The sequence below is a fragment of the Mycobacterium sp. 852014-52450_SCH5900713 genome (genome assembly GCF_001667075.1).
GTDB lineage: Bacteria > Actinomycetota > Actinomycetes > Mycobacteriales > Mycobacteriaceae > Mycobacterium.
Genome location: NZ_LZIL01000051.1, coordinates 94,815 through 121,087 on the forward strand (window position 1 = coordinate 94,815; position 26,273 = coordinate 121,087).

The 26,273-nt window shown below is 66.3% G+C and carries 26 protein-coding genes; 14 read left to right on the forward strand and 12 right to left on the reverse strand.

What is annotated here, in order from left to right; all coding sequences use genetic code 11:
- Nucleotides 1-59 precede the first annotated feature (59 nt).
- Entirely contained in the window at nucleotides 60-707 is a 648-nt protein-coding gene (locus tag A5773_RS16125) for a TetR family transcriptional regulator (protein ID WP_197503788.1), read from the forward strand.
- Between the two features lie 40 nt (nucleotides 708-747).
- On the opposite strand, the gene A5773_RS16130 is transcribed toward A5773_RS16125, so the two are convergent.
- Both A5773_RS16130 and A5773_RS16135 read right to left on the reverse strand, forming a co-directional pair.
- A complete protein-coding gene (locus A5773_RS16130; RefSeq protein ID WP_066949290.1) occupies nucleotides 748-1,152 on the reverse strand; it encodes a hypothetical protein in 405 nt (134 codons plus the stop codon).
- A 47-nt stretch (nucleotides 1,153-1,199) separates the two neighbouring features.
- Nucleotides 1,200-1,805, reverse strand: a complete 606-nt coding sequence (locus A5773_RS16135; RefSeq protein WP_066949288.1) for a GNAT family N-acetyltransferase — start codon at nucleotides 1,803-1,805, stop codon at nucleotides 1,200-1,202.
- Nucleotides 1,806-1,871: 66 nt separating this feature from the next.
- Here A5773_RS16135 and A5773_RS16140 point away from each other — a divergent pair, with 66 nt between their 5' ends.
- Nucleotides 1,872-2,957 carry a F420-dependent hydroxymycolic acid dehydrogenase gene (locus tag A5773_RS16140; protein ID WP_067262096.1) on the forward strand — a complete coding sequence of 362 codons (1,086 nt, stop codon included), beginning with the start codon at nucleotides 1,872-1,874 and terminating at the stop codon, nucleotides 2,955-2,957.
- Between the two features lie 160 nt (nucleotides 2,958-3,117).
- On the forward strand, nucleotides 3,118-3,696 hold the full coding sequence (locus tag A5773_RS16145; protein ID WP_067262098.1) for a hemerythrin domain-containing protein: 579 nt from the start codon (nucleotides 3,118-3,120) through the stop codon (nucleotides 3,694-3,696).
- A 52-nt stretch (nucleotides 3,697-3,748) separates the two neighbouring features.
- On the opposite strand, the gene A5773_RS16150 is transcribed toward A5773_RS16145, so the two are convergent.
- The gene (locus A5773_RS16150) at nucleotides 3,749-4,645 is read right to left on the reverse strand and encodes a manganese catalase family protein (RefSeq protein WP_066949280.1); all 897 of its coding nucleotides are present in this window, start codon (nucleotides 4,643-4,645) and stop codon (nucleotides 3,749-3,751) included.
- A 159-nt stretch (nucleotides 4,646-4,804) separates the two neighbouring features.
- Here A5773_RS16150 and A5773_RS16155 point away from each other — a divergent pair, with 159 nt between their 5' ends.
- Together A5773_RS16155 and A5773_RS16160 are read left to right on the forward strand one after the other, a co-directional pair.
- On the forward strand, nucleotides 4,805-5,503 hold the full coding sequence (locus tag A5773_RS16155; RefSeq protein WP_066949277.1) for a GAF and ANTAR domain-containing protein: 699 nt from the start codon (nucleotides 4,805-4,807) through the stop codon (nucleotides 5,501-5,503).
- 37 nt (nucleotides 5,504-5,540) lie between these two features.
- A complete protein-coding gene (locus A5773_RS16160) occupies nucleotides 5,541-6,878 on the forward strand; it encodes an acyl-CoA dehydrogenase family protein (protein WP_156664298.1) in 1,338 nt (445 codons plus the stop codon).
- Nucleotides 6,879-6,950: 72 nt separating this feature from the next.
- On the opposite strand, the gene A5773_RS16165 is transcribed toward A5773_RS16160, so the two are convergent.
- The 4 genes from A5773_RS16165 to A5773_RS16180 form a co-directional block, all read right to left on the reverse strand.
- Nucleotides 6,951-7,406 (reverse strand): MaoC family dehydratase, encoded by a 456-nt coding sequence (locus A5773_RS16165; protein WP_066949274.1) that lies wholly within the window; start codon nucleotides 7,404-7,406, stop codon nucleotides 6,951-6,953.
- A gap of 346 nt (nucleotides 7,407-7,752) precedes the next feature.
- Nucleotides 7,753-8,151 (reverse strand): DUF302 domain-containing protein, encoded by a 399-nt coding sequence (locus A5773_RS16170; RefSeq protein ID WP_066949271.1) that lies wholly within the window; start codon nucleotides 8,149-8,151, stop codon nucleotides 7,753-7,755.
- Nucleotides 8,152-8,192: 41 nt separating this feature from the next.
- A complete protein-coding gene (locus tag A5773_RS16175; RefSeq protein WP_066949268.1) occupies nucleotides 8,193-8,807 on the reverse strand; it encodes a DsbA family protein in 615 nt (204 codons plus the stop codon).
- Nucleotides 8,808-8,836: 29 nt separating this feature from the next.
- Nucleotides 8,837-9,121 carry a metal-sensitive transcriptional regulator gene (locus tag A5773_RS16180; protein ID WP_066949265.1) on the reverse strand — a complete coding sequence of 95 codons (285 nt, stop codon included), beginning with the start codon at nucleotides 9,119-9,121 and terminating at the stop codon, nucleotides 8,837-8,839.
- Between the two features lie 233 nt (nucleotides 9,122-9,354).
- On the opposite strand from A5773_RS16180, the gene A5773_RS16185 reads away from it, so the two are divergent.
- From A5773_RS16185 to ag85C, 7 genes are all read left to right on the forward strand, one after another.
- Nucleotides 9,355-9,786 (forward strand): MmpS family transport accessory protein, encoded by a 432-nt coding sequence (locus A5773_RS16185; protein ID WP_067262109.1) that lies wholly within the window; start codon nucleotides 9,355-9,357, stop codon nucleotides 9,784-9,786.
- The gene (locus A5773_RS16190) at nucleotides 9,783-12,701 is read left to right on the forward strand and encodes an RND family transporter (protein WP_067262110.1); all 2,919 of its coding nucleotides are present in this window, start codon (nucleotides 9,783-9,785) and stop codon (nucleotides 12,699-12,701) included. The genes A5773_RS16185 and A5773_RS16190 overlap by 4 nt, the downstream gene beginning before the upstream one ends.
- Nucleotides 12,702-12,728: 27 nt before the next feature.
- Nucleotides 12,729-13,226 (forward strand): metallophosphoesterase, encoded by a 498-nt coding sequence (locus tag A5773_RS16195; protein WP_067791575.1) that lies wholly within the window; start codon nucleotides 12,729-12,731, stop codon nucleotides 13,224-13,226.
- Nucleotides 13,227-13,283: 57 nt separating this feature from the next.
- A complete protein-coding gene (locus A5773_RS16200; protein ID WP_067262114.1) occupies nucleotides 13,284-13,745 on the forward strand; it encodes a MarR family winged helix-turn-helix transcriptional regulator in 462 nt (153 codons plus the stop codon).
- Entirely contained in the window at nucleotides 13,742-14,557 is an 816-nt protein-coding gene (locus A5773_RS16205) for an ATP-binding cassette domain-containing protein (RefSeq protein WP_067262115.1), read from the forward strand. Before A5773_RS16200 ends, A5773_RS16205 begins: the two co-directional genes overlap by 4 nt.
- Nucleotides 14,547-15,365: an ABC transporter permease gene (locus A5773_RS16210; RefSeq protein WP_066949499.1), complete on the forward strand. Its 819-nt coding sequence runs from the start codon at nucleotides 14,547-14,549 to the stop codon at nucleotides 15,363-15,365. The genes A5773_RS16205 and A5773_RS16210 overlap by 11 nt, the downstream gene beginning before the upstream one ends.
- A 235-nt stretch (nucleotides 15,366-15,600) precedes the next feature.
- On the forward strand, nucleotides 15,601-16,641 hold the full coding sequence (gene ag85C, locus A5773_RS16215) for a diacylglycerol acyltransferase/mycolyltransferase Ag85C (protein ID WP_067791577.1): 1,041 nt from the start codon (nucleotides 15,601-15,603) through the stop codon (nucleotides 16,639-16,641).
- A gap of 41 nt (nucleotides 16,642-16,682) precedes the next feature.
- On the opposite strand, the gene A5773_RS16220 is transcribed toward ag85C, so the two are convergent.
- The 4 genes from A5773_RS16220 to A5773_RS16235 form a co-directional block, all read right to left on the reverse strand.
- Complete coding sequence (locus A5773_RS16220) at nucleotides 16,683-17,393, reverse strand: YoaK family protein (RefSeq protein ID WP_067262117.1); 711 nt, start codon at nucleotides 17,391-17,393, stop codon at nucleotides 16,683-16,685.
- A gap of 64 nt (nucleotides 17,394-17,457) precedes the next feature.
- Complete coding sequence (locus tag A5773_RS16225) at nucleotides 17,458-18,807, reverse strand: maltokinase (RefSeq protein WP_067262118.1); 1,350 nt, start codon at nucleotides 18,805-18,807, stop codon at nucleotides 17,458-17,460.
- Nucleotides 18,804-20,588, reverse strand: coding sequence for a maltose alpha-D-glucosyltransferase (treS, locus tag A5773_RS16230; protein WP_066949496.1), 1,785 nt, complete (start codon nucleotides 20,586-20,588; stop codon nucleotides 18,804-18,806). The genes A5773_RS16225 and treS overlap by 4 nt, the downstream gene beginning before the upstream one ends.
- 121 nt (nucleotides 20,589-20,709) lie before the next feature.
- Nucleotides 20,710-21,759 (reverse strand): S1C family serine protease, encoded by a 1,050-nt coding sequence (locus A5773_RS16235; RefSeq protein WP_067262120.1) that lies wholly within the window; start codon nucleotides 21,757-21,759, stop codon nucleotides 20,710-20,712.
- Nucleotides 21,760-21,898: 139 nt separating this feature from the next.
- On the opposite strand from A5773_RS16235, the gene A5773_RS16240 reads away from it, so the two are divergent.
- Nucleotides 21,899-22,315: a TIGR03668 family PPOX class F420-dependent oxidoreductase gene (locus A5773_RS16240; protein ID WP_066949235.1), complete on the forward strand. Its 417-nt coding sequence runs from the start codon at nucleotides 21,899-21,901 to the stop codon at nucleotides 22,313-22,315.
- 153 nt (nucleotides 22,316-22,468) lie between these two features.
- Nucleotides 22,469-24,628, forward strand: a complete 2,160-nt coding sequence (locus A5773_RS16245) for an elongation factor G-like protein EF-G2 (protein WP_067262122.1) — start codon at nucleotides 22,469-22,471, stop codon at nucleotides 24,626-24,628.
- A gap of 12 nt (nucleotides 24,629-24,640) precedes the next feature.
- Here the strand turns inward: A5773_RS16245 and A5773_RS16250 are convergent, their stop codons facing one another.
- Nucleotides 24,641-26,206: a FadD7 family fatty acid--CoA ligase gene (locus A5773_RS16250; protein ID WP_066949494.1), complete on the reverse strand. Its 1,566-nt coding sequence runs from the start codon at nucleotides 26,204-26,206 to the stop codon at nucleotides 24,641-24,643.
- Nucleotides 26,207-26,273 lie beyond the last annotated feature (67 nt).

Sequence of the window (26,273 nt, forward strand, 5' to 3'; positions counted from 1 at the left end):
GGTTTCCGCAGGTCTGTGGTAGGGTTCACATAGTGAACAGCCGTACTCCTAGCTCACGGGTGCGCGGTTCTGGTCGCGAGCGCTCGCGCGAAAGTCGGTCGCGTGAGGAGCGCAAGGAGGCGACCCGTCGCGCAATCATCGCCGCGGCACTCAAGCTGCTGCAGGACCGCAGCTTTTCCAGTCTCAGCCTGCGTGAGGTGACCCGTGAGGTCGGGATCGTGCCGGCCGCGTTCTATCGCCACTTCGAGTCGATGGAGGCCCTTGGGCTGGTTCTGATCGACGAGTCATTCCGAAGCCTGCGCGACACCCTGCGTGACGCGCGTGCCGGCAAGCTCGACCCGAACCGGGTGATCGAATCATCAGTCGAAATTCTGGTCGCCAGTGTCGCGCAGCGGCGGGAACACTGGCGATTCATTGCTCGCGAACGCAACAGCGGGCTCAGCGTGCTGCGCTACGCCATCCGCACCGAGATCCGGTTGATCACGTCCGAGTTGGCCACCGACCTGGCGCGCTTTCCACGGCTGCACGAGTGGACCACCGAAGATCTCAACGTGCTCGCGACCCTGTTCGTCAACGCGATGATCGTGATCGCGGAGGCGATCGAGGATTCGCAGAGCGCCGAAACGCTGGAAGACATTCGGCGGCTCGCCGTCAAGCAGTTGCGGATGATCGCCATCGGCATCGCCGGCTGGAAGAGCAAGCCTTAGTCGCGCCGCACCTGGAGTGAACAGTCGAACACTGGCTACCTCAGTCCGTCGTCTGAGTGAAATCCGGCGCCCTGTTCTCATCGACGACCTCATACAGCGACTGGCCGTCTTCGGGCGCTCCATCGATCTGGCCCCGATGGGCGCGTCCGGGAGGACCGTCGGCGAGCGCGTCCACACCCTCCCCGGGCAAGTCGGGCGAGATGTCCGGTTCCTCCTCCGCGAGCCGGGCATCCAGCGATTCGCCCTCACGCTCTTCTCGCGCGGTCATGCCAAACCGGTTCGCTTCGCTCCAGCCCTCGGGCGGGTCGACGACGACGTCGCCGTCGTCGTTGTGCAACTCGTCGGAGTCGGTACCTTCGCTCGCGTTCAACGTGTCACCGGGACCGCCCTCCTCGGGGAAGTCCGCAGGATCCACCAGCTCGTCGGCTTGGGGGTTTTCGCTCATGCGGGAACGGTTGCCCGCGGGATCGGGGGGCTAAACGCAACCCGCCCCTAGCGCGGCGACCGCCACATCGCCCACATGGTGGGACCGCCATCGGGGACGACGATCTCGCGGGTCACCGTGAAGCCGAAACGTTCGTAGTACGGCACGTTTTCGGGCTTGCTCGACTCGAGGTAGGCCGGACAGTATTCGGCGTCGCACCGATCCAGCCGCGACCGCATCAACGCCTGCCCGAAGCCCTGCCCGCGGACCGAGGGGTCGCTCCCGATCACGGCGAGATACCAGTGCGGCTCTTCGGGATGCATGCGCTTCATGAGCTCCTGCAGGCCGCGCGCCCTCGCGGTACGAAGGCCGAACACCCGCAGAAACGTCGGAATCATCGCCAGTTCGCCCCGCCGGGTCTCGCGCCACTGATTCGGCGGATCCCACAGCGCCGCCGCGCCGATGTCCGGGCCGGCGCAAGCCACCTCGACGCCGCCGCAGCCCAGATGGTGGTGGCGGGTCATCGTTGCGAACAACCGGTGCAGGTTGGCGGCCCGGTCCTTCGGGTCGGGCAGCAGCCAGGTCGTCACCGGGTCGTCGTAGAAGGCCCGGCCCAGGGTGCGCGACAGCTCGCGGACATCGGCCTTGCGCGCCGGGCGTGGCTGGGGAGTCACCCGAGTCAGGCTAGCGGGTGAGCCACATCCGGGTGTCATGACCGGAGCAGCGGGTACGTTAGGGCGGTGACCGGCGTTTCGCGTCGCGCATTCGGGCGGATGGCCGCCGCAGCGGGCATGCTCGGCACAGCCAGCTGCGGGCGCCCGGGTAACGACCACGCCGCACCCGCCGCCCCGCCACCGCCCGCGGTCAAGCGGGTGGGCGTGGTGCTCTCGCACGAACAGTTCCGCACCGACCAGCTGGTGGCACAAGCGCAGGCGGCCGAACAGGCCGGCTTTCAGTATGTCTGGGCCAGCGACCACATTCAGCCGTGGCAGGACAACGAAGGCCATTCGATGTTCCCGTGGCTGACGCTGGCGCTGGTGGGCAACGTCACCAGCCGCATCGCGTTCGGCACCGGAGTCACCTGCCCCACATACCGTTATCACCCGGCAGTGGTGGCACAGGCGTTCGCCTCGCTGGCGATCCTCAGCCCCGGCCGGGTGTTCCTGGGTGTCGGTACCGGGGAACGGCTCAACGAACAGGCGACCACAACCGCGTTCGGCAAATATGCCGAACGCCACGACCGTTTGGTCGAGGCAATCAGCCTGATCCGCCAGTTGTGGAGCGGATCGCGAACCTCGTTCGCCGGCCGGTACTTTCAGACCAACGCGCTGAAGCTATACGACACACCGTCCACACCGCCCCCGATCTTCGTGGCGGCCAGCGGACCCAAGAGCGCAACTGTGGCCGGTCAATACGGAGACGGCTGGATCGGTCAGGCCCGGGATGTCACGAACCCCGCACTCGTGGCCGCATTCAGCGCCGGTGCGGAGGCCTCCGGCCGCGACCCGGGCAGCCTGGGCAAGCGCGCGGAGCTGTTCGCTGTCGTCGGCGATAACACCGAGGCGACGACGGCCGCCGGCCTATGGCGCTTCACCGCCGGCGCCGTCGACCAGCCGAATCCAGTCGAAATACAGCGTGCCGCGGCGGTCAATCCCATCGACAAGGTGCTGGCCAATTGGACCGTCGGCACCGACCCCGCCCCCCACATCAAGGCGGTGCAAGCGGTCCTGGACGCCGGCGCCGTGCCGTTTCTGCATTTCCCCCAAAGCAATCCGCTGACGGCCATCGACTTCTACCGCACCAACGTCTTGCCCCAGTTGCACTAGACGGACCTGGACTCGACCGCCTACCCCGACGAGACCGGTTGAAACGACGGTGTTTTGCCGCAACCGCACCGGAGTTTGCGCCGCTGGCAGCAGTTTCAACGCCCCGGGCCCGGGTATCCGCAGGCCACTTCGAGTGACAAGCCCAACTGGAAGGCAAGGCATGGATGCAATCACTTTTCTTCGCCAGGACCACAAGAGTGTCCTCGGTCTGTTCGAGACGCTCGACGGGGCGCCGTCGGGCTCGGGCGCCGAGGCGAGCGGCCTGGAAACGATGGTGAACAACCTCATCATCGCCGAGTCGCAGCACGAAGCCATTGAGGAGCAATTCTTTTGGCCGGCGGTCCGCGACGCGCTAGGCGACGGACTCGTCGACAAGGCGATCGAGCAGGAGCAGGCCGGCAAGCAGCTGTTGCAGCGGCTCGAGGACGGCAAGCCCGGCGAGCCGGACTATCACGAGGCGCTGCAGGAGTTCGTGCGCGCGGGCCGCGAACACATCGCGTACGAGCAGGACGTGGTCTGGCCGCAGGTGGAGCTGGCGATCAGCCGAGAAGAGCTGGAGAAGATCGGCGAAAAGCTGGAGCAGGCAAAGAAAATCGCGCCGACCCGGCCCCATCCGGACACCCCGCCAAACCCCACCGTGCTCAAGACGATGGGCTTGGGGGCGGCAATCGTCGACCACATGCGCGACGCGTTGACCGGCCGTGCGGACGACAACCCGCCGGACCCGCAGGTCAAGTAGGAGACTTGAAGGCCGGGCGCTGGATCCTCAGCGCCCGGCCTCTTTGTCCCAATTAGCTTGTTGGAACGTGCTGTTCGTGCGTGAAGGGCTTCTCGGCCTTGATGGCGGGTGAGCCCTGCGGGTTCTGCTGTGCACCCTGGTTCTGGCGAGTGCTGCCGCCGAGCCACTGCTGTTCGGGCTTCTCGACGTACTCCCATGACATGCCCTTCGGCCACGGCCCCTGGCCCTCGTTCCACGGGCCGCGAATCGATTCGCCGCCACCGTTGGACATGTTGAACGCGACGTTCTGGAAGCGCGGGTCGCCCGGCAACTGCCCCGGCGGGAAGTTCACCGGAAGCTCATTGAGCGCGGCGGTGAACTGCTGATAGTGCGTCACCTCGCGGGTCATCAAAAAGTTGAGGGTGTCCTGCACGCCGGGATCGTCGGTGTACTGCTTGAGGTACTCGTACACGATCTTCGCGCGCGATTCGGCCGCGATGTTGTTGCGCAGGTCGACCGTCGGGTCACCATTGGCATCGATGTAGGCGCCGGTCCAGTTGTTTCCCCCGGAGTCCTTGACGTCCGGCCCACCGCCGCTGAGCACCAGGAACAGCGGGTTGACCGATACCGAATGGATGATGCTGTCCCGGCCGTCGCCGCTGGCCACCGCCGGCATCCAGTCGCATTTCTCGTGGGCGATCTTGAGGTTGTCGTTGAGCCCGTCGAGCAACATGGTGATCATCGATCCGACCATTTCGAGGTGGCTGAGTTCTTCGGTCGCGATGTCCATGAACAGGTCGTACATCTTCGGGTTCTTCTGCCGCAGCACGAACGCCTGAGTGAAGTACTGCAACGCGGCGGTGAGTTCGCCGTTGGCGCCGCCGAATTGGTCCATCAGCAACGTCGCGAACCGCGGGTCCGGCCGGTCGACGCGGACCTCGAATTGAAGATCTTTGTTGTGTACGAACACTTGGTCTCCCTTGGCTTGTCGAGAAGGTTATGGTTTCGCCGGGTACCCGCGGCCTTTGCCGCCAAACGGCGGTGACAGCAACTTCCGGCGCGGGCCGCCCAGCGCCGCGGACCGGTGTGCGGGTGACGCGACGGCGGCCATAGTGGACAATCCGGTCCTATGGAGTTATCGGACCCGAATGCCCGGCACCAGTTGGCCGTGCGCATGGCCGAACTGGCCCGCGACACCGCCGCGCCGCGCTCGCTCGCTCATGTCCTGAACGACGTGACCAACACCGCCGTAGCGCTGATACCGGCCGCGGACGTCGCCGGGGTGTTGCTGATCAAGGGGGGCGGGGACTTCGAATCGGTGGCCGACACCGACAGCCTGGCTGCGGAGCTCGACAAGCTACAACACGACTTCAATGAGGGGCCCTGCCACGACGCCGCCCTGAAACAGACGATCGTGCGGACCGATGACCTCCGCAATGAACCCCGCTGGCCAAATTATGCGCCGGCGGCTGTGGAACGCGGCGTGCTGAGCAGCCTGTCGTTCAAGCTGTATACCGCCGAGCGCACGGCGGGAGCGCTGAACCTGTTCAGCCATAAGGCCAACGTCTGGGACACCGAGGCCGAAACCATCGGCACCATCTTCGCCGCACACGCGGCGTCGGCGATCATGGCCAGCCGCCACGGGCAGCAGATGCAATCGGCCCTGTCGACGCGCGACCGGATCGGCCAGGCCAAGGGCATCATCATGGAGCGCTACAACGTGGACGAACTGCGCGCGTTCGACCTGCTCCGTCAGCTATCCCAGGAGAGCCAGGTCAAGCTCGCCGACATCGCGCAGCGTGTCATCGATACTCGCCGCGAAGACTGACCCCGCCGCCGCCATCTACGATGGGGTGGCTTCATCGATGAGTCCGGCGCGACGCAGCGCCGGGGAACGGGTGGCCACCGTGTGGGACTTCGAAACGGACCCGGAATATCAGGCAAAGCTCGACTGGGTCGAAAAGTTCATGGTCGACGAGCTCGAACCGCTCGATCTGGTCGCTCTCGACCCCTATGACAAGAAGAACGCCGAGATGATGGCGATCCTGCGGCCGTTGCAGCAGCAGGTGAAGGATCAGGGCCTGTGGGCCGCGCATCTGCGGCCGGAGCTCGGCGGCCAGGGCTTCGGCCAGGTCAAGCTCGCGCTGCTCAACGAGATCCTCGGCCGTTCCCGCTGGGCGCCGTCGGTGTTCGGCTGCCAGGCGCCCGATTCGGGCAACGCCGAGATCCTGGCGATGTTCGGCACCGACGATCAGAAGGCCCGTTACCTGCAACCGCTGCTCGACGGCGAGATCACCTCGTGCTATTCGATGACCGAGCCGCAGGGCGGTTCCGATCCCGGACAGTTCGTCACCGCCGCTACCCGCGACGGCGACTACTGGGTGATCAACGGGGAGAAGTGGTTCTCCACCAACGCCAAGCACGCCTCGTTCTTCATCGTTATGGCGGTGACAAACCCCGAGTCGCGCACGTACGACAAGATGTCGCTTTTCATCGTCCCGGCCGAGACACCGGGCATCGAGATCGTCCGCAACGTGGGCGTGGGAGCCGAGTCGTCGGCGCGCGCCAGCCACGGGTATGTCCGCTACACCGACGTGCGCGTCCCGGCCGACCACGTGCTGGGCGGCGAGGGTCAGGCGTTCATGATCGCGCAAACCCGACTCGGCGGCGGGCGCATCCACCACGCGATGCGCACGATCGCTCTGGCGCGCAGCGCTTTTGACATGATGTGCGAACGTGCCGTGTCCCGAAAGACGCGGCACGGGCGACTGTCCGATTTTCAGATGACCCAGGAGAAGATCGCCGACAGCTGGATACAGATCGAACAGTTCCGGCTGCTGGTGTTGCGCACCGCGTGGCTGATCGACAAGCACCACGACTACCAGAAGGTGCGCCGCGACATCGCGGCGGTCAAGGTGGCCATGCCCCAGGTGCTGCATGACGTCGTGCAACGGGCCATGCACCTGCACGGCGCGCTCGGCGTCTCCGATGAGATGCCGTTCGTGAAGATGATGGTGGCGGCCGAGTCGCTGGGCATCGCCGACGGCGCCACCGAACTGCATAAGATGACGGTGGCCCGCCGCACCTTGCGCGAATACCAGCCGGTCACAACGCCATTCCCGTCCGCGCACATACCCACCAGGCGCGCGGAAGCCCAAGCGCGGCTGGCCGAGCGGCTCGAGCATTCCGTCGCCGAGTTCTGACCCGGCTGCACTTAAATCACGCGCACGACACGCCGTAAAGCGCTGCCGTAGTTTAAGTTTCGCGGCAGGAGGTCACGACACGTAGCGAACGATGGACTCGGCCACACACGCCGGCTTTGGCGCACCCTCGATCTCGACGGTCGTCGACATGGTCGCCTGCACGGCGCCGTTTCCGATGTCATCGACACCGACCAGCGACGTCTGCGCGCGCACCCGGGAGCCGACCGGAACCGGGGCGGGGAAGCGAACCTTGTTGAGGCCGTAGTTGATTGCGAGCTTGATGCCGTTGACCGTGTAGATCTGGTGCTGCAGGCGCGGCAACAGGGCCAGGGTCATGAAACCGTGGGCGATCGTCCCACCGAAGGGACCGGCGGCGGCGCGTTCCGGGTCGACGTGGATCCACTGGTGATCGCCGGTCGCGTCGGCGAACAGGTTGACGTCTTCCTGGGTGATGGTCACCCAGTCGCTGTGGCCGATGGTTTCGCCGGTAGCGGCCGCGAGTTCGGCTACTGATTCGAAGGTGCGCATAGAGGTTCTCCTTGAGTCCGGGCGCTAAGAATAGCGCCGGGGTCCTGGTGCCAGATCAGCCATCCCGGCCCGCCGCACGCACGATCCGGTTTGGCGGCGCATACGCGGGGAACCCGTCGGAAGTCACGACCCGCACCGGAAGGAAGCAAATGGGGGACCCGAAGGGCCACAAGACAGAGTCCGACGTCGAACCGGAGGCTCACGAGTCACGGTCACGCGCCGCGGCCGGAGAGGCCGACGGCTCGTACGTGGGAGCGGCTGGTCCCGACGATTCTTTCGATGCCGGGGAAACGGGTGCCGAAGCGCGGAGCCAGCAAGGCTGACCCCATGGACCACAGCGAATCGGTTACCGAAGCGCGCCGATCGCGGCCTGCAATTTGGTGGTGGCCTGATCCGCAACCTCCTGCAGGGCCCCCTGCTCGCCTGTCACCTTAACCATGAGTTGCGGGTCCATCGCTTCGACGAGAACCGCATCGCTACCGGCGGGGTCGGTTCGAACCACGACGTTGCACGGCAGTAACTGGCCGATCTGGCGGTGAATGCCCAGCGCGCGATGCGCCAACACCGGGTTGCAGGCACCCAGGATCACATAGTCCTCCATGTCCTCCCCGAGTTTGTTTTTCAGGGTGGCTTTGACGTCGATCGTGGTCAGCACCCCGAAGCCCTGTTCGGCCAGAGCTTCCGTTGTCCGTTTCACCGCGTCGTCGAACGAGGTGTGCAACGTGGTGGTCAGCCCTGCAGTCATCGTTTTCTCCTCTTTCCGGTTCTCATCTGTGACGTGTGGCGCTAGGCGGCGGCGCGTGGCCGCTGCAGCTGGGCGAACTGGGGAACCGAACCCAAGGTGGCGACCGCATCGAATACGGCGATCGAGTCCGCGGCGTCGGGCACCGCGGTCAGGACCGGCCCGAAGAACGCGTGCCCGTCGATCCGCAGGATCGGGCTCCCCCCGGTTTCGCCGAGCGCGTCTTGCGCCGCCTGGTGTCCACGTCGCACGACGTCGTCCAGCGATGTGTCCGAGGTGGCCGCGGCGGTGGTGTCTCGCGCACCGGCGGCGGTCAACACGTGGGCGACGAGACTGTCGTCAAGGGGTTCGGAGCCGTCGAAGTACCGTTCACCAAACGCGAAGTACGCGGCGGTCCATCCTGCGGCGCCGCTTTCGCGCGCGATGGCGGCCATCAGCCGGCCAACTTGTTGCGAGTCGCGCATGCGGGCCTGCTGAGGGGCCGGAAGTTCTCGCCCCTCGTTGAGCACCGCCAAACTCATCAGCTGCCAGTCGACAGCCATGCCGGTCTTCTCGGCAACGGCGCGAAGCCACCGTGCGGTGTTCCACGAGAACGGGCACACCGGGTCCAACCAGAGTGTGACCGTCGATCCGGCTCGACCGCTGTCAGCAGGGTTCATTGCGCTTCCCTCTCGTCGGCACCGGGCCGTCAGGCCAGGCTCAGGAACAGTTTTTCCAGCTCATCGATCGACACGGCCGGCCTCTCGGTGGGACTACCCTCCGGTCGGGCGATGCAGTCGCGCAGCCCCGAGGCAATGATCTTGAAGCCGGCGCGATCCAGCGCCCGCGATACCGCGGCCAGTTGGGTAACGACGTCCTTACAGCTGCGGCCCTGCTCGATCATCGCGATGACGCCGCCGAGCTGACCGTGTGCGCGACGCAACCGGGCCAGGACGGCATCCATGTCGCCGGGGTCGTGAACTTCGTTTGCCATGACTCCTTCATACCATACCCACCGGGGTATACCGGGCCGATTGATAATACCCCGGGGGGTATGGTACGAATTGAGTTGCGGTTGATGCCGCGACTCTTGGGTACCGGTCACGCGAACACGCGCGACGTGTGCCCGCTGGCCCTCAGGTGCGGGCCAAATGGCCCTATTCGTTGGGGCGATGCGGGCTGAGACTCCGTACCAGAACGACCAGGTCACGAGGGAAGGAAACGTCAGTGTCCACGTTTCTCAGACGGGCGTGGGTGCCGTTGGTCGTCGTGGCGGCAGTCGCCCTCGGCGGCATTGCCGTCGAGCGGCTCCGCGGCGTCTTCGGGTCCGACGCGATCTTCACCGCGACGGGCCGCAGCGCCGAACCACTCGAACCCTCGCACATCAAGCAAGTGACCTACGAGGTCTACGGCCCCAGCGGCACAACGGGAACCGCGAGCTACCTCGACAACAACGCGCAGCCGGAACAGGTGGACTTCGCCACGCTGCCGTGGACCTTCACGGTCACGTCGACGGTGCCCGCCGTGATCGCCAGTGTTGTGGCGCAAGGCGACAGCGACAACATCGGGTGCCGCATCACCGTCAACGGTGTGGTCAAGGACCAGCGCTCCTCGGCCGGGCGCCACGCCCAAACTTCCTGTCTGGTGAAGGCCGCATGAACACCGATACCGAGGCCCGTCCGAAATTCATGCGGTTCGTCCGCAGGTTCGCGTGGCCCATCATCATCGGCTGGCTATTACTCACCGTCGCCCTGAACGTGCTCGTGCCGCCGATCGAGTCGGTCGCACGCAATCACGCGGTGACGATGTCGCCCCAGGACGCTCCGGCGATGATCGCAGCCAAGCGCATGGGCGCAACGTTCCACGAGTCGGACTCCGACAGCATCGCGATGATCGTCCTGGAGAGCGATAAGCAGCTCGGCGACGAGGCGCACCGCTATTACGACTCCTTGGTGCGCAAGCTGCAGGCAGACCCCAAGCATGTGCAGCACGTCCAGAACGTCTGGGGCGATCCGCTCACCGCCGCCGGTGTCCAGAGCCGCGACGGCAAGGCCGCCTACGTCCAACTCAACCTGGCCGGCAACCAGGGCAGCACCCAGGGCAACCACTCGGTCGACGCGGTGCGGAAGATCGTCGACAAGTCAGAGCCCCCCAAGGGACTCAAGGTCTACGTCACCGGTCCGGCCCCCCTGAACACGGACATGAACGAGGCCGCCGACAAGAGCATGTTCAAGATGATGGGCGTCACGGGTGTGGTCATCATGATCATGCTGTTCATCGCCTATCGTTCCGTCAGCACGGTTCTTCTGGTCCTGGTCATGGTCGGCTTCGAGATGGGCACGGCCAGGGGGCTTGTCGCGCTGCTTGGAAACAATGAGCTGTTGGGATTCTCGACGTTCGTCGTTGCGATGCTGTCCTCGTTGGCGATCGCGGCGGGCACGGACTACGCGATCTTCCTCATCGGGCGTTACCAGGAGGCGCGTCAGGCCGGTGAAGACCGAGAAACCGCCTACTACACGATGTTTCGCGGGACCTCACACATCATCTTGGGCTCGGGATTGACGATCGCCGGTGCTACGTTCTGCCTGCACCTGGCGCGCCTGTCGTACTTCAAGGCACTGGGCATTCCGTCCGCCTTGGGCCTGCTCGTCGTCGTGGCGGGAGCGATGACCGCGGCCCCCGCCGTCGTCGCGGTGGCAACCCGGTTCGGCCTGCTCGACCCGAGACGGATGATCAAGACGCGCGGCTGGCGGCGCATCGGCACCGCCACCGTGCGCTGGCCCGGTCCGGTTTTCGCGGCCTCGCTGGTCATAGCGATCGTCGGCATTCTCGTCATGCCGAGCATGAAGGTCAGCTACAACGACCGCTTCTACATACCCCGCGGCCTCCCGTCGAGCGTCGGGTACGCGGCAGCGGAGCGCCATTTCAGCGCCGCCACAATGAATCCCGACATCCTGATGATCGAAAGCGATCACGACATGCGGAACAGCGGCGACATGATCATCCTCGACAGGCTTGCCAAAGACATCTTTCGCTCACCCGGAATCGCGATGGTGCAGAGCATCACCCGGCCGCTGGGCGGCCCTATCGAGCACACCTCCATACCCTTCCAGATCAGCGCCCAATCGATCCCGATCCAGCAGAACCTGCAGTTCATGCGGGACCGCACCGACGACATGCTCAAGATGAGCGACGACCTTGGCGCCATGATCGTCTCGATGCAGCGGATGCAGGGCTTGGTCGGGCAGATGAGCGGCGCAACCCATCACATGGTCGGCGACATGCACGAGATGCAGGCCACGCTGGACGAGATGCGCGACCACCTTGCGGATTTCGACGATTTCGCTCGGCCGTTCCGCAGCTATCTGTATTGGGAACAGCACTGTTTCAACATCCCGGTGTGCTGGGCTGCGAGGTCGGTGTTCGAGGCGATCGACGGTGTGGACAAGTTCAGCGAGAACATGAGCACCCTGATCAATGACGTGAACAACGTCGACGCGATATTGCCCCAGATGCTCGCCGAGTTCCCGCCGATTATCGCCGTCGCCCAGTCGATGCAGGGGACTCTGCTCACCATGCACAGCAGCTTCTCCGGTCTGGTCACCCAGATGGCGCAGATGACCGACACGGCGAGCGCGATGGGTCAGGCCTTCGACGCTTCCCGCAGTGGCGACTACTTCTACCTGCCGCCGGAAGCATTCCAGAATACCGACTTTCAGCGCGGCCTGAAGCTTTTCCTGTCGCCGGACGGCAAGGCCGCCCGCTTCATCATCACCCACGACGCGGACCCGGCGACGCCTGCGGGCATCTCGGCGGTCATGCCGGAATTGGCCGCCGCACATCAAGCGGTGAAGGGTACGACCCTGACGGGCGCCAAGTTCTACCTCGCGGGCACGGCGGCCATCTACCGCGACATCCAGTCGGGCTCCCACTACGACCTGCTGATCGTGGGGCTCGCGGCGCTGACGCTGATCTTCGTCGTGATGCTGATCATCACGCGTGCGCTGGTCGCATCCCTAATGATCGTCGGCACAGTGCTGCTCTCGTTGGGTGCCGCCTTCGGGCTCTCGGTGTTGGTGTGGCAACACCTGTTGGGACTGGAATTGAACTGGATCGCACCGGTATTCGGGCTGATCATCCTGCTGGCGGTCGGATCCGACTACAACCTGCTGCTGGTTTCCCGCTTCCAGGAGGAGATCGGAGCCGGACTGAAGACCGGCATCATCCGCTCCATGGGCGGGACGGGTGGCGTGGTCACCTCGGCGGGCCTGGTCTTCGCCTTCACCATGATGTCGATGGTCGCCAGCGACCTGCGCTCAATCGGCCAGGCCGGCAGCACGATTGGTCTCGGCCTGCTGTTCGACACGTTGATCGTGCGCTCGTTGATGACGCCGTCGATCGCGGCGCTGCTGGGGCGGTGGTTCTGGTGGCCGATGCGCGTGCGGCCCCGCCCCGCCAGCGCCATGCTGCGGCCCTTCGGACCCCGTCGCCTCGTTCGTTCCCTCCTGCTCGGCGAGGAGGCCGACGCGCCAATCACCAAGCCCGAAAAAACGATGGCGTCGACGGCGAGGTAACGACCAGGGTCGCGGCAAGATGGGGTTGTGCGGCTGCTGCTGATTTCCGATACCCACGTCCCCAGACGCGCCCGCGACCTGCCCGCACGGATTTGGGATGAGGTGGACGCGGCCGACGTCGTCGTGCACGCCGGCGACTGGGTGGTGCCCGAGCTGCTCGACGAACTCGAAGCCAGGTCGGCCCGGCTGGTCGCCTGCTGGGGCAACAACGACGGGCCGGCACTGCGGGCCAGGCTGCCGGAACGGGCGGACGTGACCCTGGCGGGTGTGCGATTCACGGTGGTGCACGAGACCGGCGCGGCGACGGGCCGCGAAGCCCGGATGTCGCGGTTGTATCCCGACACCCACGTCCTGGTGTTCGGGCACAGCCACATCCCCTGGGACAGCCACACCGACACCGGCCTGCGCCTGCTCAATCCGGGCTCGCCGACGGACCGGCGCCGACAACCGTTCTGCACCTACATGACCGCCGACGTCGCCGACGGGACCCTCGCCGACGTCGTCCTGCATCGCCTCCAGAGGTAACGGGTACATACCTTCTGCACAGCTTCCACACATATATAGCTCGGCTACAGAGGTATTATGGAACGGGTGAAGTCAAGTACCGACGTGGTCACCGAGGTGTTTCGCGTCGTCGGCAGATTTCGCCGGCAACTACGCCGGTCGGCCGGCCGCGGCTTCGATTCGTCGCGGCTGACCGAGTCGCAGTCCGAGCTGCTGTGGCTGGTGGGCCGGCGGCCGGGCATCTCGGTCAACGCCGCTGCCGCCGAGCTCGGGCTGGCCCCCAACACCGCCTCTACCCTGGTGTCCAAGCTGGTATCCGGCGGTTTGCTGATGCGCACCGTCGGGGACACGGACCGCAGGGTCGGCCGGTTACACCTCGCCGAGCCCGCCCAGCAGATCGTCGACGCGTCCCGGGCCGCGCGGCGAGCGGTGCTGGCCGAGGTGCTCGCCGAACTTGACGACGACCAAATCGAGGCTTTGACCAGAGGATTGGAGGTCATTGAGATGATGACCCAGACACTGCAGGAGCGACGGCCATGAGCGCATCACTGCCGATGGCGATCGATGCCAGGCACCTGACCTACCGGTACGGCCAGTTCACGGCCGTCAACGACGTGACGTTGCAGGTGCGGCCGGGCGAAACCATGGGCCTGCTCGGTCCGAACGGCGCCGGGAAGACGACCATGGTCCGGATGCTCACCACGCTGGCGCCGGTGCAACAAGGCGAATTGCGCGTCTTCGGTTTGGACGCGCGCCGCCAAACCACCGACATTCGCAGCAACATCGGCTATGTGCCGCAACAACTCTCGATCGAGCCCGCATTGACGGGCCGGCAAAACGTCGAATGGTTCGCGCGGCTCTACGGGGTCCCCCGGGCCGAGCGCTCCGATCGGGTCGGGCAGGCGCTGGCGGCCATGGACCTGCTTGACGTCGCCGACCGGATGGCCTCCGCCTATTCCGGCGGCATGGTCCGCCGTCTCGAGGTGGCGCAGGCGCTGGTGAACCGCCCGTCACTGCTGGTTCTCGACGAACCGACCGTCGGGCTGGACCCGATTGCGCGCGACGGCGTCTGGACACAGGTGCAGAAGATGCAGGCGCAGTTCGGGATGACCGTGCTGCTGACCACCCACTACATGGAAGAGGCCGACGCGTTGTGCGATCGCGTCGCGCTGATGCACCAGGGTGAGTTGCGGGCGGTGGGCACGCCGGCCAAGTTGAAGTCGACGGTGTCGCCGCGCGCAACCCTCGAGGACGTGTTCCGCCACTATGCCGCCTCGGGCTTGGAGGACGAGTCGGCGGGATCGTTCCGCGAAATCCGTTCTGCCAGAAAGGTTGCGCGCCGTGTCGGTTGATAACGCCATGCCGGGTACCCTGGTCCGGGCGCCCCGCGGATGGCAACGGGTCGGCGCCGTGTTGAGCCGCATCGGCGCGTTCGCGATCGTCGAACTGCAGAAGTTGCAGCACGACAGGACCGAGCTCGTCACCCGGATGGTGCAGCCGGCGCTGTGGCTGTTGATCTTCGGAACCACCTTCAGCCACCTGCACGTCATCCAGACCGGGTCGGTGTCCTACCTGGCCTTCCTGGCGCCGGGGATCATCGCCCAGTCGGCGCTGTTCATCTCGATTTTCTATGGGATACAGATCATTTGGGATCGGGACGCCGGTGTCCTGGCCAAGCTGATGGTGACGCCGGCGCCCGCGTCGGCGCTGATCACCGGCAAGGCGTTTGCGGCCGGGGTCCGCTCGGTGGCCCAGGTGGTCGGCGTGATGGCGTTGGCGTATCTGATGAATGTCGGCCTGACGGTCAACCCGCTGCGAATTCTGGCGGCGATGGCCGTCGTCATGCTCGGCGCCGCGTTCTTCGCCTGCCTGTCGATGACGCTGGCCGGCCTGGTGCGCAATCGGGATCGCCTGATGGGCATAGGCCAGGCGATCACGATGCCGCTGTTCTTCGCCTCCAACGCGCTGTACCCGGTCGACGTGATGCCGACGTGGCTGCACGTGTTGAGCAGGGTCAACCCGCTCAGTTACGAGGTCAACGCCCTACGGGGACTGCTCATCGGCACGCCCTTCAACCCGATGGACATCGTCGTGCTGGTGGTGGCCGCCGTGCTCGGAATCGCTGCGGCGTCAACGTTATTGCGCCGACTCGTCGCCTAGGGACGGCGGCCGGCGTTAGCCGATGCGCCGGCCGTTGGGAAGGCCGGCGTGCGGTTCCGATGGCCAATCGTGATCCAACGGTGACGATTCCGGGCTGACTCCCAATCGTTAGCCAACCGCGATGTGAAGCTTCGGCCGTGACAGGCGAATCGAGCCCTCCCCACGTGTTTGACTGCCCAGCGAACAGATTCGACCGCCGCACATGGCAGATGAAAGTTGGGATGGGTAGAGAGCTATGAAGTTCTTCGAAGAGTTGCGGAAGTTGCGTGGCGCCGCCGCGACCATGCCGCGCCAACTGGCGGTCGCGGCTGTGGGGGCTGCCCTGGTGTCTGGCCTCGTCACCGCCGCCGGCGGCGCGGCTACCGCGGGGGCGTTCTCGAAGCCGGGGCTGCCGGTGGAGTACCTGGAGGTGCCGTCACCGTCGATGGGCCGCAACATCAAGGTCCAGTTCGAGGGCGGCGGACCGCACGCGGTGTACCTGCTCGATGGCTTGCGGGCCCAGGACGACTACAACGGCTGGGACATCAACACCCCGGCCTTCGAGGAGTTCTACCAGTCCGGCCTGTCGGTGGTGATGCCGGTCGGAGGCCAGTCCAGCTTCTACAGCAACTGGTACCAGCCGTCGTCGAGCAATGGCCAGAACTACACCTACAAGTGGGAGACGTTCCTGACCCAGGAGATGCCGCTGTGGCTGCAGGCCAACAAGCAGATCTCGCCGGCCGGCAACGCCGTGGTGGGCCTGTCGATGTCCGGTGGCTCCGCCCTGATCCTGGCCTCTTACTACCCGCAGCAGTTCCCCTACGCCGCATCGCTGTCGGGCTTCCTCAACCCCTCCGATGGCTGGTGGCCGACGCTGATCGGCCTGGCGATGAGCGACTCGGGTGGCTACAGCGCCAACAGCATGTGGGGTCCGTCCACTGACCCGGCGTGGAAGCGCAACGACCCGATGCTGCAGATTCCGCGGCTGGTCGCCAACAACACCCGGATCTGGGTGTACTGCGGCAACGGGACCCCCAGCGACCTCGGCGGCGACAACATGCCGGCCAAGTTCCTGGAAGGCCTCACGCTGCGTACCAACCAGCAGTTCCAGAACACCTACGCGGCCGCGGGCGGACGCAACGGCACGTTCAACTTCCCGGCCAACGGGACGCACTCATGGCCCTACTGGAACCAGCAGTTGCTCGCCATGAAGCCCGACATCCAGCAGGTGCTGCTGGCCAGCAACACCACCGCTCAACCGGCCCAACCGGCACCACCGGCACAACCGTCCGCCTGAAACCCGCCGAGCCAGCATCGGCAGTAGCGCACCGGTCAGCGCTACTGCCGATGCTTTTTGTCGGACCGTTGCATCAACAGAGCGCGCCGGTCCTGGTGAAAGTAGGTGTACCCGGTCGTTACCGCACAAAGGGACGTGGCCATCACCAGCATCCAGGTCCCGTTGACGACCACACTGATGAAGCCGCCCACCGCCGCGCCCACGACAAAGCTGGCGAACAGCAGGAAGTAACCGAGCCAGTCCGAGACGTTTCCACCGCCGGCGATGTGGCGCTCGATGCCCTGGCCCATCTTGACGGTCGTGCCGGTCACATAGCTCAACGGCACCGAAACCTCGCCATCTTTGACAAAAGAGGTGTTCAACGCCCCGGTACCAAACGCCAGCAGCATCATCGGCAAGAAATCGACGAAATTTTCCTCCCAGCCCTCATCGAGGACGTCGACAACGGTGGCGGCCGCCAAACTGAAGGTGGTCAGCACCGTCGGGCCGTGCGGATGGTCCACCCAGAAAAATCGTCGGCACAGCGACGCAACGACAACGCCGGCAACGAACGCCGCGATCAGGAACCCGGCGCTTGCGGCCAGCCACCCTTGCCCCGTGAAGTAACCGAGCACGGCGCGTTGGGCGTTACCGGTGATGAAAACCACGAAGTAGCCCGCGGAGTGGGTGAAGGAGATCGCGCCGACCACACCGGCCAACACCGCCAGCACCCACGACAACCGCGCTTCGCTATTAAAGGTTTCGCTCGCCACGCTGACATGCTGTCAGACGCCGGGCGCCCCCGCAGGGCACGCATAGCGAATTCCTATCCCGCACCTATGAGGCGGTGAGCCGGGCGATGGAGCGCAGCGGGATCGGCAGCCAACCGGGCCGGTGCCGCGCCTCATAGCCGGCCTCATACACGGCCTTATCGAGCTCGTAGGCGGCCAGCAGCTCGGCCGAGTCACGCGGGTCGGTGCCCGACGCGGCGGCGTAGCCCTCGCAGAACGCGGTCCGGTTCCGTTCGACCCACTCCCGGGCGCGGGCCGCCAGTTGCTTGTCGGCCGCCTGGTCCACCAGGGGTCCGTACGCGGCGTATTCGAAGGACCGCAGCACACCTGCCACGTCGCGCAGCGGTGAATCCGGCGCCCGCCTCTCGTCGAGCGGCTGCCCCGGTTCGCCCTCGAAGTCGATCAGCAACCAGCTTTCGGGCGTGCGCAGCACCTGCCCGAGGTGCAGGTCCCCGTGTACCCGCTGGACGGTGATCGTCTGCCCGGCGAGTTTGGCGAATCGCTCCTCGATGGTGGCCGCGTACTCCTGCAGCTCGGGCACCTTCGCCACGGTCGACGAAAGCCGCGCCAGCACGGTGTCGACCGGGAAGGCCGACTGCGCCGTTCCGAGGGACTCGGCCAGCGTGGCGTGCACGGACGCCACGGCCTCGCCGAGCCGGCAGGATTCGCCGGCGAAGTCACCGCCGACTTCGTAGGCATACAGGTCACCTTCCGCGAACAAGTCGCGAACGCTGGCGGTGGCCATCGCCCACCCTTCCGCGGCGTTGGACGCGAACTCGGTCACCATGCCGAGCGGCCACGCCTCATCGTCCGTTCCGTCCGGGGCGGCCATCTCGTAGGTGCCGAGCAGCCGGGCCACGTGCGGGTTGCCCGCGCGGCCCAGCACCCGGTTCAGTTCGATGTCCGGGTTGATGCCGCTGCTGACGCGGCGGAACGCCTTGAAGATCGCGTCCCGATCGAAGATCACGCTGGTATTGCTCTGTTCGGCGTCGGAGACGTGCGGCATCGCCTCCAGCGGCAACACCGCGTCGGGTTCCTTGACGAACCTCACTTCGGTGCCCGACGCGGTTCGAACGTCCGACGAATCGATCAACGACAGCAGGAACTGCGGCGCCTCGGTGTCGTACAGGCCGTCGAAACCGGTGCGGTCACCGGCGGCGCCGATGGTGGCCACGGTGCTGTATTCGGAGACCGGCGCGGTATCCCACCGCACGATCACCTGGTAACGCTCGGACGAGCCGTCGGCATACTGGGCGTCGACCAGGACCAGGTCGAGGTCCTCCCGTAGCGGGACGACCACGGCGGCCTCGGCGGAGGTCAGTTCTCGATTGCGCCCGGCGTACCACCGCTGCTGTGGGAGCCAGTCCGACCAGGGCAACTTGGCTGGCTCAGTCATGTGCGCCGCTCCTCTTCATCCTCACATGCGGTCAGCTGGAACCAGTAGAACCCGTGCCCAGGCAACGTCAGCAGGTAGGGCAGGTGCCCGATCCGCGGAAATTCGACGTGCCCGGTGAGTTCCACCGGCGTGCAACCGCTCCAGTGCTGCAGATTCAGTTCGATCGGCTGAGGGAACCGCGACAGGTTGTTGACGCACAACACCGTGTCGCCCCCGTCGGGCACCTGGCGCACGAACGCCAGTACCGACGGATTGGAGCCCCCTAGCTCCTCGAATGTGCCGATCGCGAAGGCCTCGTGGCGGCGCCGCACCGCCAGCATCACGCGGGTGAAGTTCAGCAGCGACGTGGACGTGTCGCGTTGGGCCTCCACGTTGACGGCCTGATAGCCATAGACCGAGTCCTGGCTGGGCGGCAGGTAGAGCCGGCCCGGGTTGGCCTTGGAGAACCCGGCGTTGCGGTCCGGTGTCCACTGCATCGGGGTGCGCACGCCGTCGCGATCACCCAACCAGATGACGTCGCCCATGCCGATCTCGTCGCCGTAGTACAGCACCGGCGAGCCGGGCAGCGACAGGAGCAGCGCGGTGAACAACTCGATCTGGTTGCGGTCGTTGTCGAGCAGCGGCGCCAGCCTGCGCCGGATTCCGACGTTCGCCTTCATCCGGGGATCCTTGGCGTACTCGGAGTACATGTAGTCACGTTCCTCGTCCGTGACCATCTCCAGCGTCAACTCGTCGTGGTTGCGCAGGAAGATTCCCCATTGCGCCATGTCGGGGATTTCCGGCGTTTGCGCCAGGATCTCCGAGATCGGAATGCGCGACTCCCGGCGAACCGCCATGAAAATGCGCGGCATCAGCGGGAAGTGGAACGCCATGTGGCATTCGTCGCCGCCGGTGCTGGTATCGCCGAAGTATTCGACCACGTCGGCCGGCCACTGGTTGGCCTCGGCCAGCAGCACACGGCCCGGGAACTCGTCGTCGATGACCTTACGGACGCGCTTGAGGAAGGCATGCGTCTCGGGCAGGTTCTCGCAGTTGGTGCCCTCCCGTTCGAACAGGTAGGGCACCGCGTCCAGGCGGAACCCGTCGATGCCCAGGCCCAGCCAGAAGCGCAGCACGTCGATCATCGCTTCCTGTACCGCCGGGTTTTCGTAGTTCAGGTCCGGCTGATGCGAGAAGAACCGGTGCCAGTAGAACTGTTTGCGCACCGGGTCGAAGGTCCAATTGGACTCCTCGGTGTCGACGAAGATGATGCGGGCATCGGTGTACTTCTCGCTGGTGTCGCTCCACACGTAGAAGTCGCCGTACGGGCCGTCCGGGTCGTGCCGCGACTCCTGGAACCAGGGGTGCGAATCCGAGGTGTGGTTCATGACCAGGTCGGTGATGACCCGGATGCCCCGCTCGTGCGCGGCGTTGAGCAGCGCGACGAAATCCTCGACTGTGCCGAACTCGGGCAGCACCTTGTAGAAGTCCCGGATATCGTAACCACCATCACGAAGCGGCGAGTCGTAAAACGGCGGCAACCAGATGCAGTCGATGCCCAGCCACTGCAGGTAGTCCAGGCGCCCCAGGAGTCCGCGCAGGTCGCCCGACCCGTCCGCGTTGGCGTCGAAGAACGCCCGCACCAGCACTTCGTAGAAAACGGCGTGCTTGAACCATGTCGGGTCGGTGGGCAGCGCGGCGGCGTTGTCGAAGTCATCGGATTCGGGGTGTTCGACGACCCCGTCCTGGACGTGACTGCCCCCTCCGGGATGGTGTTCGACAGCTTCTCTTGCGTCGTTCATCAAATCCACGATGCCACGGGTACCCGAGGCGCGACATTCGGAATCACACCTACTGACATGTGACGAAACAAGCCCGGCGCCAAGGGAATTGGCCACCCGCCGGGCATCGTCGACATGGGGATCAGGCTGGAGGTCCGTCCGCCAGCGTCACGTTCGTGGTGCGGTCGCCGCCCCCGGCGGAGCGGTAGCGCACCGTGATGTTGTCGCCGGGGTGGTGCGGGACGAGCACCTCGGTCATCGACGTGGCACCGGTGATCGCGACGTTGTCAACCCCGGTGATGACGTCGCCGGGGGAGATCCCGGCCGCCGCCGCGGGGCCGCTGGTGACCACGCGCTCGACGCGCGCGCCGTTGCCGTTGCTGTCGGTCACCCCCAGGCCGAGGAACGCGGTCGGGCCGATGTGCACGGTGTTCGACCCGGCGCCCGACCTGATCTGCCCCGCCACGCCCATCGCCCTGCCGATCGGAATGGCGAAGCCCTGCCCGCCGCCCGACATCTTGTAGTTATCAGTGGCGGCGGTGTTCACTCCCACGACCTGCCCGGCGTTGTTGACCAGCGGACCGCCGGAGTCGCCGGGGCGAATCGGTGTGTCGGCCTGAATCAACCCGCCCAGCGACTCGTTGGCGCCGGTCAGCGTGTCGGTCGCCGAGACGGACTGGTTGAGCGCGATGACCTTGCCGGACACCGCGCTGGGCGTTCCGCCCTGGCCGCCGGCGTTGCCCATCGCGACGACCGGCTCGCCCACCGACACGCCGCCGCCGATCGCCGCGGTCGGAAGGCCGGCCCCGCCGCGGAGTTGCAACACCGCGATGTCCTGGGTGCGGTCATATCCGACGACGTCGACGGCGTACGTCTGCCCGTCGCCGACGTCGAACGCGCTGATATCCGTCGCCCCGGAGATCACGTGATTGTTGGTCAACACGACACCGTTGGGGTCGATGACGATGCCGGTCCCGGCGCCCACCGCGTTGTTGTAGCCGAACTTGGTGCTGATGTTGACCACCTGCGGCCCCACCTGGCCGACCAATGCCGCCGCGTCGACCGGAGCCTGCGGCCGCGGGAACGGCGATGCGACCGCTGGTACGGTGCCCAGGCCGAGGCCCAGTCCGACCACGGCCAGCACGCTGATCAACCACGACCACGAAACCGAGCGGTGGTGCGATTTGCTCATCCGTCACCCTTCCTGCTTTGCGGTAACACCAAACTGTCCCGGCCTTGCGGTTCTGGGCGGCACAATGATGTGTATATAACCGTAATGCAGGTAGCTATTCATGGCAGTGGCAAGGTTCCAATCCGCCTAGGCTGACACGGTGGGCGAATTCGACCCCAAGGCCAGCTTCACCCGATCGCCGGTGGCCCGGCTGGCCACGATCGCGCCCGACGGCTTCCCCCACCTGGTGCCGGTGGTATTCGCGGTCGCTGAGGCCGCTCCCGACGTGGTGTACACGGCCGTCGACGCGAAACCCAAGACGACGCGGCGACTGCGGCGGCTGGCCAACATCGAAAAGAACCCCCACGTGAGCCTGCTCGTCGACCATTACGCCGACGATTGGACGCGGCTGTGGTGGGTGCGGGTGGACGGTGCGGCCAGCATCCATGCCGACGGGCCCGCGATGGAGTCCGCATACCGGCTACTGCGCGCCAAATACCCTCAGTACCAATCCGTCCCGTTGGACGGGCCGGTGATCGCGATCGCGGTGCACCGCTGGTCGAGCTGGCACGCCTGAGATCCGACACCCCCTGCCCCGCCGGGCCGGCGCAAATGTGGCTCGCCCGTGGCCTTGTGTTGGGCCGCGGTTGGGGGAAAAGTTGCCTCTAGCCCCTGTGAGCTAGGACACACCGCGCTGGGCGCACCCACCGGGGAGAACTGGAGGAAGGACATGGCGGACAAGGCGAATGCCTCCCAGGGCGCGACGGCCGCCCCCACCGCGAACGGTCCCGGCGATGTCCGCAACATCGTCCTGGTGGGGCCCTCGGGTGGCGGCAAGACCACCTTGGTCGAGGCGCTGTTGGTCGCCGGCGGGGTGCTGAACAGAGCGGGTTCCGTCACCGACGGCAGCACGGTATGCGACTACGACGACGCCGAGATCCGCCAGCAGCGGTCCGTCGGCGTTGCCGTCGCTTCCCTGGCGCACGACGGCATCAAGATCAATCTGGTCGATACCCCGGGATACGCCGATTTCGTCGGCGAGTTGCGGGCCGGCCTGCGCGCGGCGGACTGCGCGCTGTTCGTGATCGCTGCCAACGAGGGCGTCGACGAACCCACCAAATCGCTGTGGCAGGAATGCGATCAGGTCGGCATGCCCCGCGCCGTGGTGATCACCAAGCTCGACCACGCCCGGGCCAACTACTCCGAGGCGTTGGCCGCCGCGCAGAACGCGTTCGGCGACAAGGTGTTACCGCTATACCTGCCGAGCGGCCTGCCGTCTTGCGAAGGTTTGATCGGTTTACTGTCGCAGACCCGCTACCAGTACGCCGACGGCAAGCGGACCATGCAACCGCCCGATCCATCCGACGCGGAGAAGATCGAGGAGGCGCGCGGGACCCTCATCGAAGGCATCATCGAGGAGTCCGAGGACGAATCGCTGATGGATCGCTACCTCGGCGGTGAGTCCATCGACGAGGCGGTGCTCATCGAGGACCTGGAGCGGGCCGTCGCCCGGGGGTCGTTCTTCCCGGTGATCCCCGTATGCAGCAGCACCGGCGTCGGCACGCTCGAACTGCTGGAGGTCGCCACGCGCGGATTCCCGTCCCCGATGGAACACCCACTCCCGGAGGTGTTTACACCGCAGGGCGCCCCGCACGCGACGCTGACCTGCGACGCGGACGCACCCCTGCTCGCGGAGGTGGTGAAGACGACGTCGGACCCCTACGTCGGAAGGGTCAGCCTGGTCCGGGTGTTCTCCGGGACCATCAGGCCCGACACGACGGTCCATGTGTCGGGCCATTTTGCGTCGTTCTTCGGGGCGGTCAACGGGAACGGCAGCACGCACCCCGACCACGACGAAGACGAGCGCGTCGGAGTCCTGTCCTTCCCGCTGGGCAAGCAGCAGCGCCCCGCACCGGCGGTGGTGGCCGGCGACATCTGCGCAATCGGCAAGCTGAGCCGGGCCGAAACCGGCGACACCCTCTCGGACAAGGCGGAGCCGCTCGTGCTGAAACCGTGGACGATGCCCGAGCCCCTGCTGCCGGTGGCGATCCAGGCGCACGCCAAGACCGACGAGGACAAGCTGTCGGTCGGGCTCGGGCGGCTGGCCGCCGAAGACCCGACGCTGCGCATCGAGCAGAACCAGGAGACCCACCAGATCGTGTTGTGGTGCATGGGTGAAGCCCACGCGGGTGTCGTCCTCGACGCGCTGGCCAATCGGTACGGCGTCACGGTCGACACCGTCGAGCTCCGGGTGCCGCTGCGAGAAACGTTTGGCGGCAAGGCAAAAGGCCATGGTCGTCACGTCAAGCAGTCCGGCGGGCACGGTCAATACGCGGTGTGCGACATCGAAGTGGAGCCGCTGCCCGAGGGCTCCGGATTCGAATTCCTCGACAGGGTGGTCGGCGGGGCGGTGCCGCGGCAATTCATCCCGAGCGTGGAGAAGGGCGTGCGCGCGCAGATGGAGAAGGGCGTGCACGCCGGTTACCCCATGGTCGACATTCGGGTCACGCTGCTCGACGGCAAGGCACACAGCGTCGACTCCTCGGATTTCGCGTTCCAGATGGCGGGCTCCCTGGCGCTGCGTGAGGCGGCCGCGGCGACCAAGGTGAGCCTGCTAGAGCCCATCGACGAGATCTCGGTGCTGGTGCCCGACGATTTCGTGGGTGCGGTGATGGGCGACCTGTCGGGCCGTCGTGGTCGCGTGCTCGGTACCGAGACCGCCGGCCACGAACGCACCTTGGTCAAAGCCGAGGTGCCGCAGGTGGAGTTGACGCGCTACGCGATCGACTTGCGCTCACTGGCCCATGGGGCGGCATCGTTCACCCGGGCCTTCTCCCGCTACGAACCGATGCCGGAAACCGCGGCCACTCGGGTGAAGGCCAGCGTCTGAGCTCATAAGTCGCTACGCCCCGAATCGCTGGGCGACGGCGCGGCGATCCAGTGATCCTTTGGCGGTGTGCGGCAGCTCCGTCGCCTGCCGGAAGCTGCCCGGCACTTCGAAGGGGGCCAGCCGGTCGCGGGCGAACGCGGCCAGTTCGTCGGCGGTCGGTGCGGCCGGTCCGCGGGGAACGATCACCGCTGCCACCGTCTCCCCGTACAGCTTGTCCGGCATCCCGAAGACGGCCACCTCCAGCACGCCGGGGTGGCTGCCCAGCACGCCCTCGACGCGTTCCGGGGAGATCTTCTCGCCGCCCCGGTTGATGAGCTCCTTGATCCGCCCACGGATGATCAGTTCACCGGCCGCCGACAGAGTTCCCAGGTCACCGGTGCGCAACCACCCGTCGGTGAAATTGGCTGCGGTGATCGCCGGGTCGCCCAGGTAGCCCCGGACCACGGTGGGTCCGTGCAGCCACACCTCACCGACCTCCCCCGTAGGCACCGGCCGGCCGTCGGTCCCGACGATTCTGATTTCCGGCCCTGTCGAGCGACCAACGAGACCCGGTGTGGCAGCCGGGTTTTCGGCGTGGCCGATTTCTGTCGTGGCGACCTGGTGGGTGGCTTCGGTCATGCCGAAGGCGCACACTACCGGGGCCGAGAACGTGTCCTGCAGCGCCTGCGCCGTTTCGGCGGTGAGGGGGGCGCTGCAGCTGCGGATGAACCGCAATCCGGCCTCGCCCGGTCGGTCGGTTTCGGCCCGCTCCAACAAGATCTGGTGAATGGTCGGCACCGCCGTGTACCAGGTGGCGCGGACGGCGCCGATATCGTCCCAGAAGGTGTGGGCCGAGAACCGTCCCCGCGCGGGCAGCAGCACCGCTCCCCCGGACACCAGGGTCCCCAGCAGCGCGGCCAGAAGCCCGTGACCGTGGTAGAGCGGCATCACCGCCACCGTGGCGTCGCTGGGGCTCAGCCCGTAACCGGCGATGATGGCCCGCACCGAGGCGGCGATGTTGCCGCGGGTCCAGGGGACCATCTTCGGCACCCCGGTGGTGCCGCCGGTGAACATGATCATCGCGTCGTCGTCGCGCATCCCCTCCGGCGTCGAAAAGTGTTGTGCCGGAGCTGCGGTCACGTCCAAGCGCACCGTCGGGGTGCCGACCGTCACCGCGAGCGGCCACCACGGCAGGCCCGGTTTTTTCTGATCGGCGGGCGCGTCGCCGTCGATGAGCACCGCCCGGGCGCCCACCGCCTCGCTGCGGGTGCGCTGATCGCCGACCGGAAGGGCCGGGTCCAGCGGGACCGCGACCAGGTCGGCCCGCGAGGCGGCCAACAGTCCGACGACGAATTCCGCGTTGCTCCCGGAGCGCAGCGCGACGCGATCGCCCGGCCGCAGCCCGGCCCGCTTCAACTGCGCGGCCAGGTCGTCCACGAGCCGGAGCAGATCCTGGTAGCTGACCGGTGCGCGGTCGGAGGTGGCGACCAGCGCGGGCGCCCCCGGGGACCGGCGTGCCGCCTCCTCGACCAAATCGGCGATGCGTGGGCCCGACGTCTCCGCCGTGGCATGGCTGCCGATGATCGCCTCAGGTTTCATCGCCGCGCTCCTTGTCTCTTCGTCGTCCACCTGCTCGAACCATGACGGGTGGCCGTCCCGCGCGTCC

What these genes read in the sequence shown, in the direction of transcription:
- A5773_RS16130 (WP_066949290.1), bottom strand. Translation starts at nt 1,152, where the DNA reads ATGAGCGAAAACCCCCAAGCCGACGAGCTGGTGGATCCTGCGGACTTC.
- A5773_RS16145 (WP_067262098.1), top strand. Translation starts at nt 3,118, where the DNA reads ATGGATGCAATCACTTTTCTTCGCCAGGACCACAAGAGTGTCCTCGGT.
- A5773_RS16155 (WP_066949277.1), top strand. Translation starts at nt 4,805, where the DNA reads ATGGAGTTATCGGACCCGAATGCCCGGCACCAGTTGGCCGTGCGCATG.
- A5773_RS16160 (WP_156664298.1), top strand. Translation starts at nt 5,541, where the DNA reads ATGAGTCCGGCGCGACGCAGCGCCGGGGAACGGGTGGCCACCGTGTGG.
- A5773_RS16165 (WP_066949274.1), bottom strand. Translation starts at nt 7,406, where the DNA reads ATGCGCACCTTCGAATCAGTAGCCGAACTCGCGGCCGCTACCGGCGAA.
- A5773_RS16170 (WP_066949271.1), bottom strand. Translation starts at nt 8,151, where the DNA reads ATGACTGCAGGGCTGACCACCACGTTGCACACCTCGTTCGACGACGCG.
- A5773_RS16175 (WP_066949268.1), bottom strand. Translation starts at nt 8,807, where the DNA reads ATGAACCCTGCTGACAGCGGTCGAGCCGGATCGACGGTCACACTCTGG.
- A5773_RS16180 (WP_066949265.1), bottom strand. Translation starts at nt 9,121, where the DNA reads ATGGCAAACGAAGTTCACGACCCCGGCGACATGGATGCCGTCCTGGCC.
- A5773_RS16190 (WP_067262110.1), top strand. Translation starts at nt 9,783, where the DNA reads ATGAACACCGATACCGAGGCCCGTCCGAAATTCATGCGGTTCGTCCGC.
- A5773_RS16200 (WP_067262114.1), top strand. Translation starts at nt 13,284, where the DNA reads ATGGAACGGGTGAAGTCAAGTACCGACGTGGTCACCGAGGTGTTTCGC.
- A5773_RS16205 (WP_067262115.1), top strand. Translation starts at nt 13,742, where the DNA reads ATGAGCGCATCACTGCCGATGGCGATCGATGCCAGGCACCTGACCTAC.
- ag85C (WP_067791577.1), top strand. Translation starts at nt 15,601, where the DNA reads ATGAAGTTCTTCGAAGAGTTGCGGAAGTTGCGTGGCGCCGCCGCGACC.
- A5773_RS16225 (WP_067262118.1), bottom strand. Translation starts at nt 18,807, where the DNA reads ATGACTGAGCCAGCCAAGTTGCCCTGGTCGGACTGGCTCCCACAGCAG.
- treS (WP_066949496.1), bottom strand. Translation starts at nt 20,588, where the DNA reads ATGAACGACGCAAGAGAAGCTGTCGAACACCATCCCGGAGGGGGCAGT.
- A5773_RS16235 (WP_067262120.1), bottom strand. Translation starts at nt 21,759, where the DNA reads ATGAGCAAATCGCACCACCGCTCGGTTTCGTGGTCGTGGTTGATCAGC.
- A5773_RS16245 (WP_067262122.1), top strand. Translation starts at nt 22,469, where the DNA reads ATGGCGGACAAGGCGAATGCCTCCCAGGGCGCGACGGCCGCCCCCACC.
- A5773_RS16250 (WP_066949494.1), bottom strand. Translation starts at nt 26,206, where the DNA reads ATGAAACCTGAGGCGATCATCGGCAGCCATGCCACGGCGGAGACGTCG.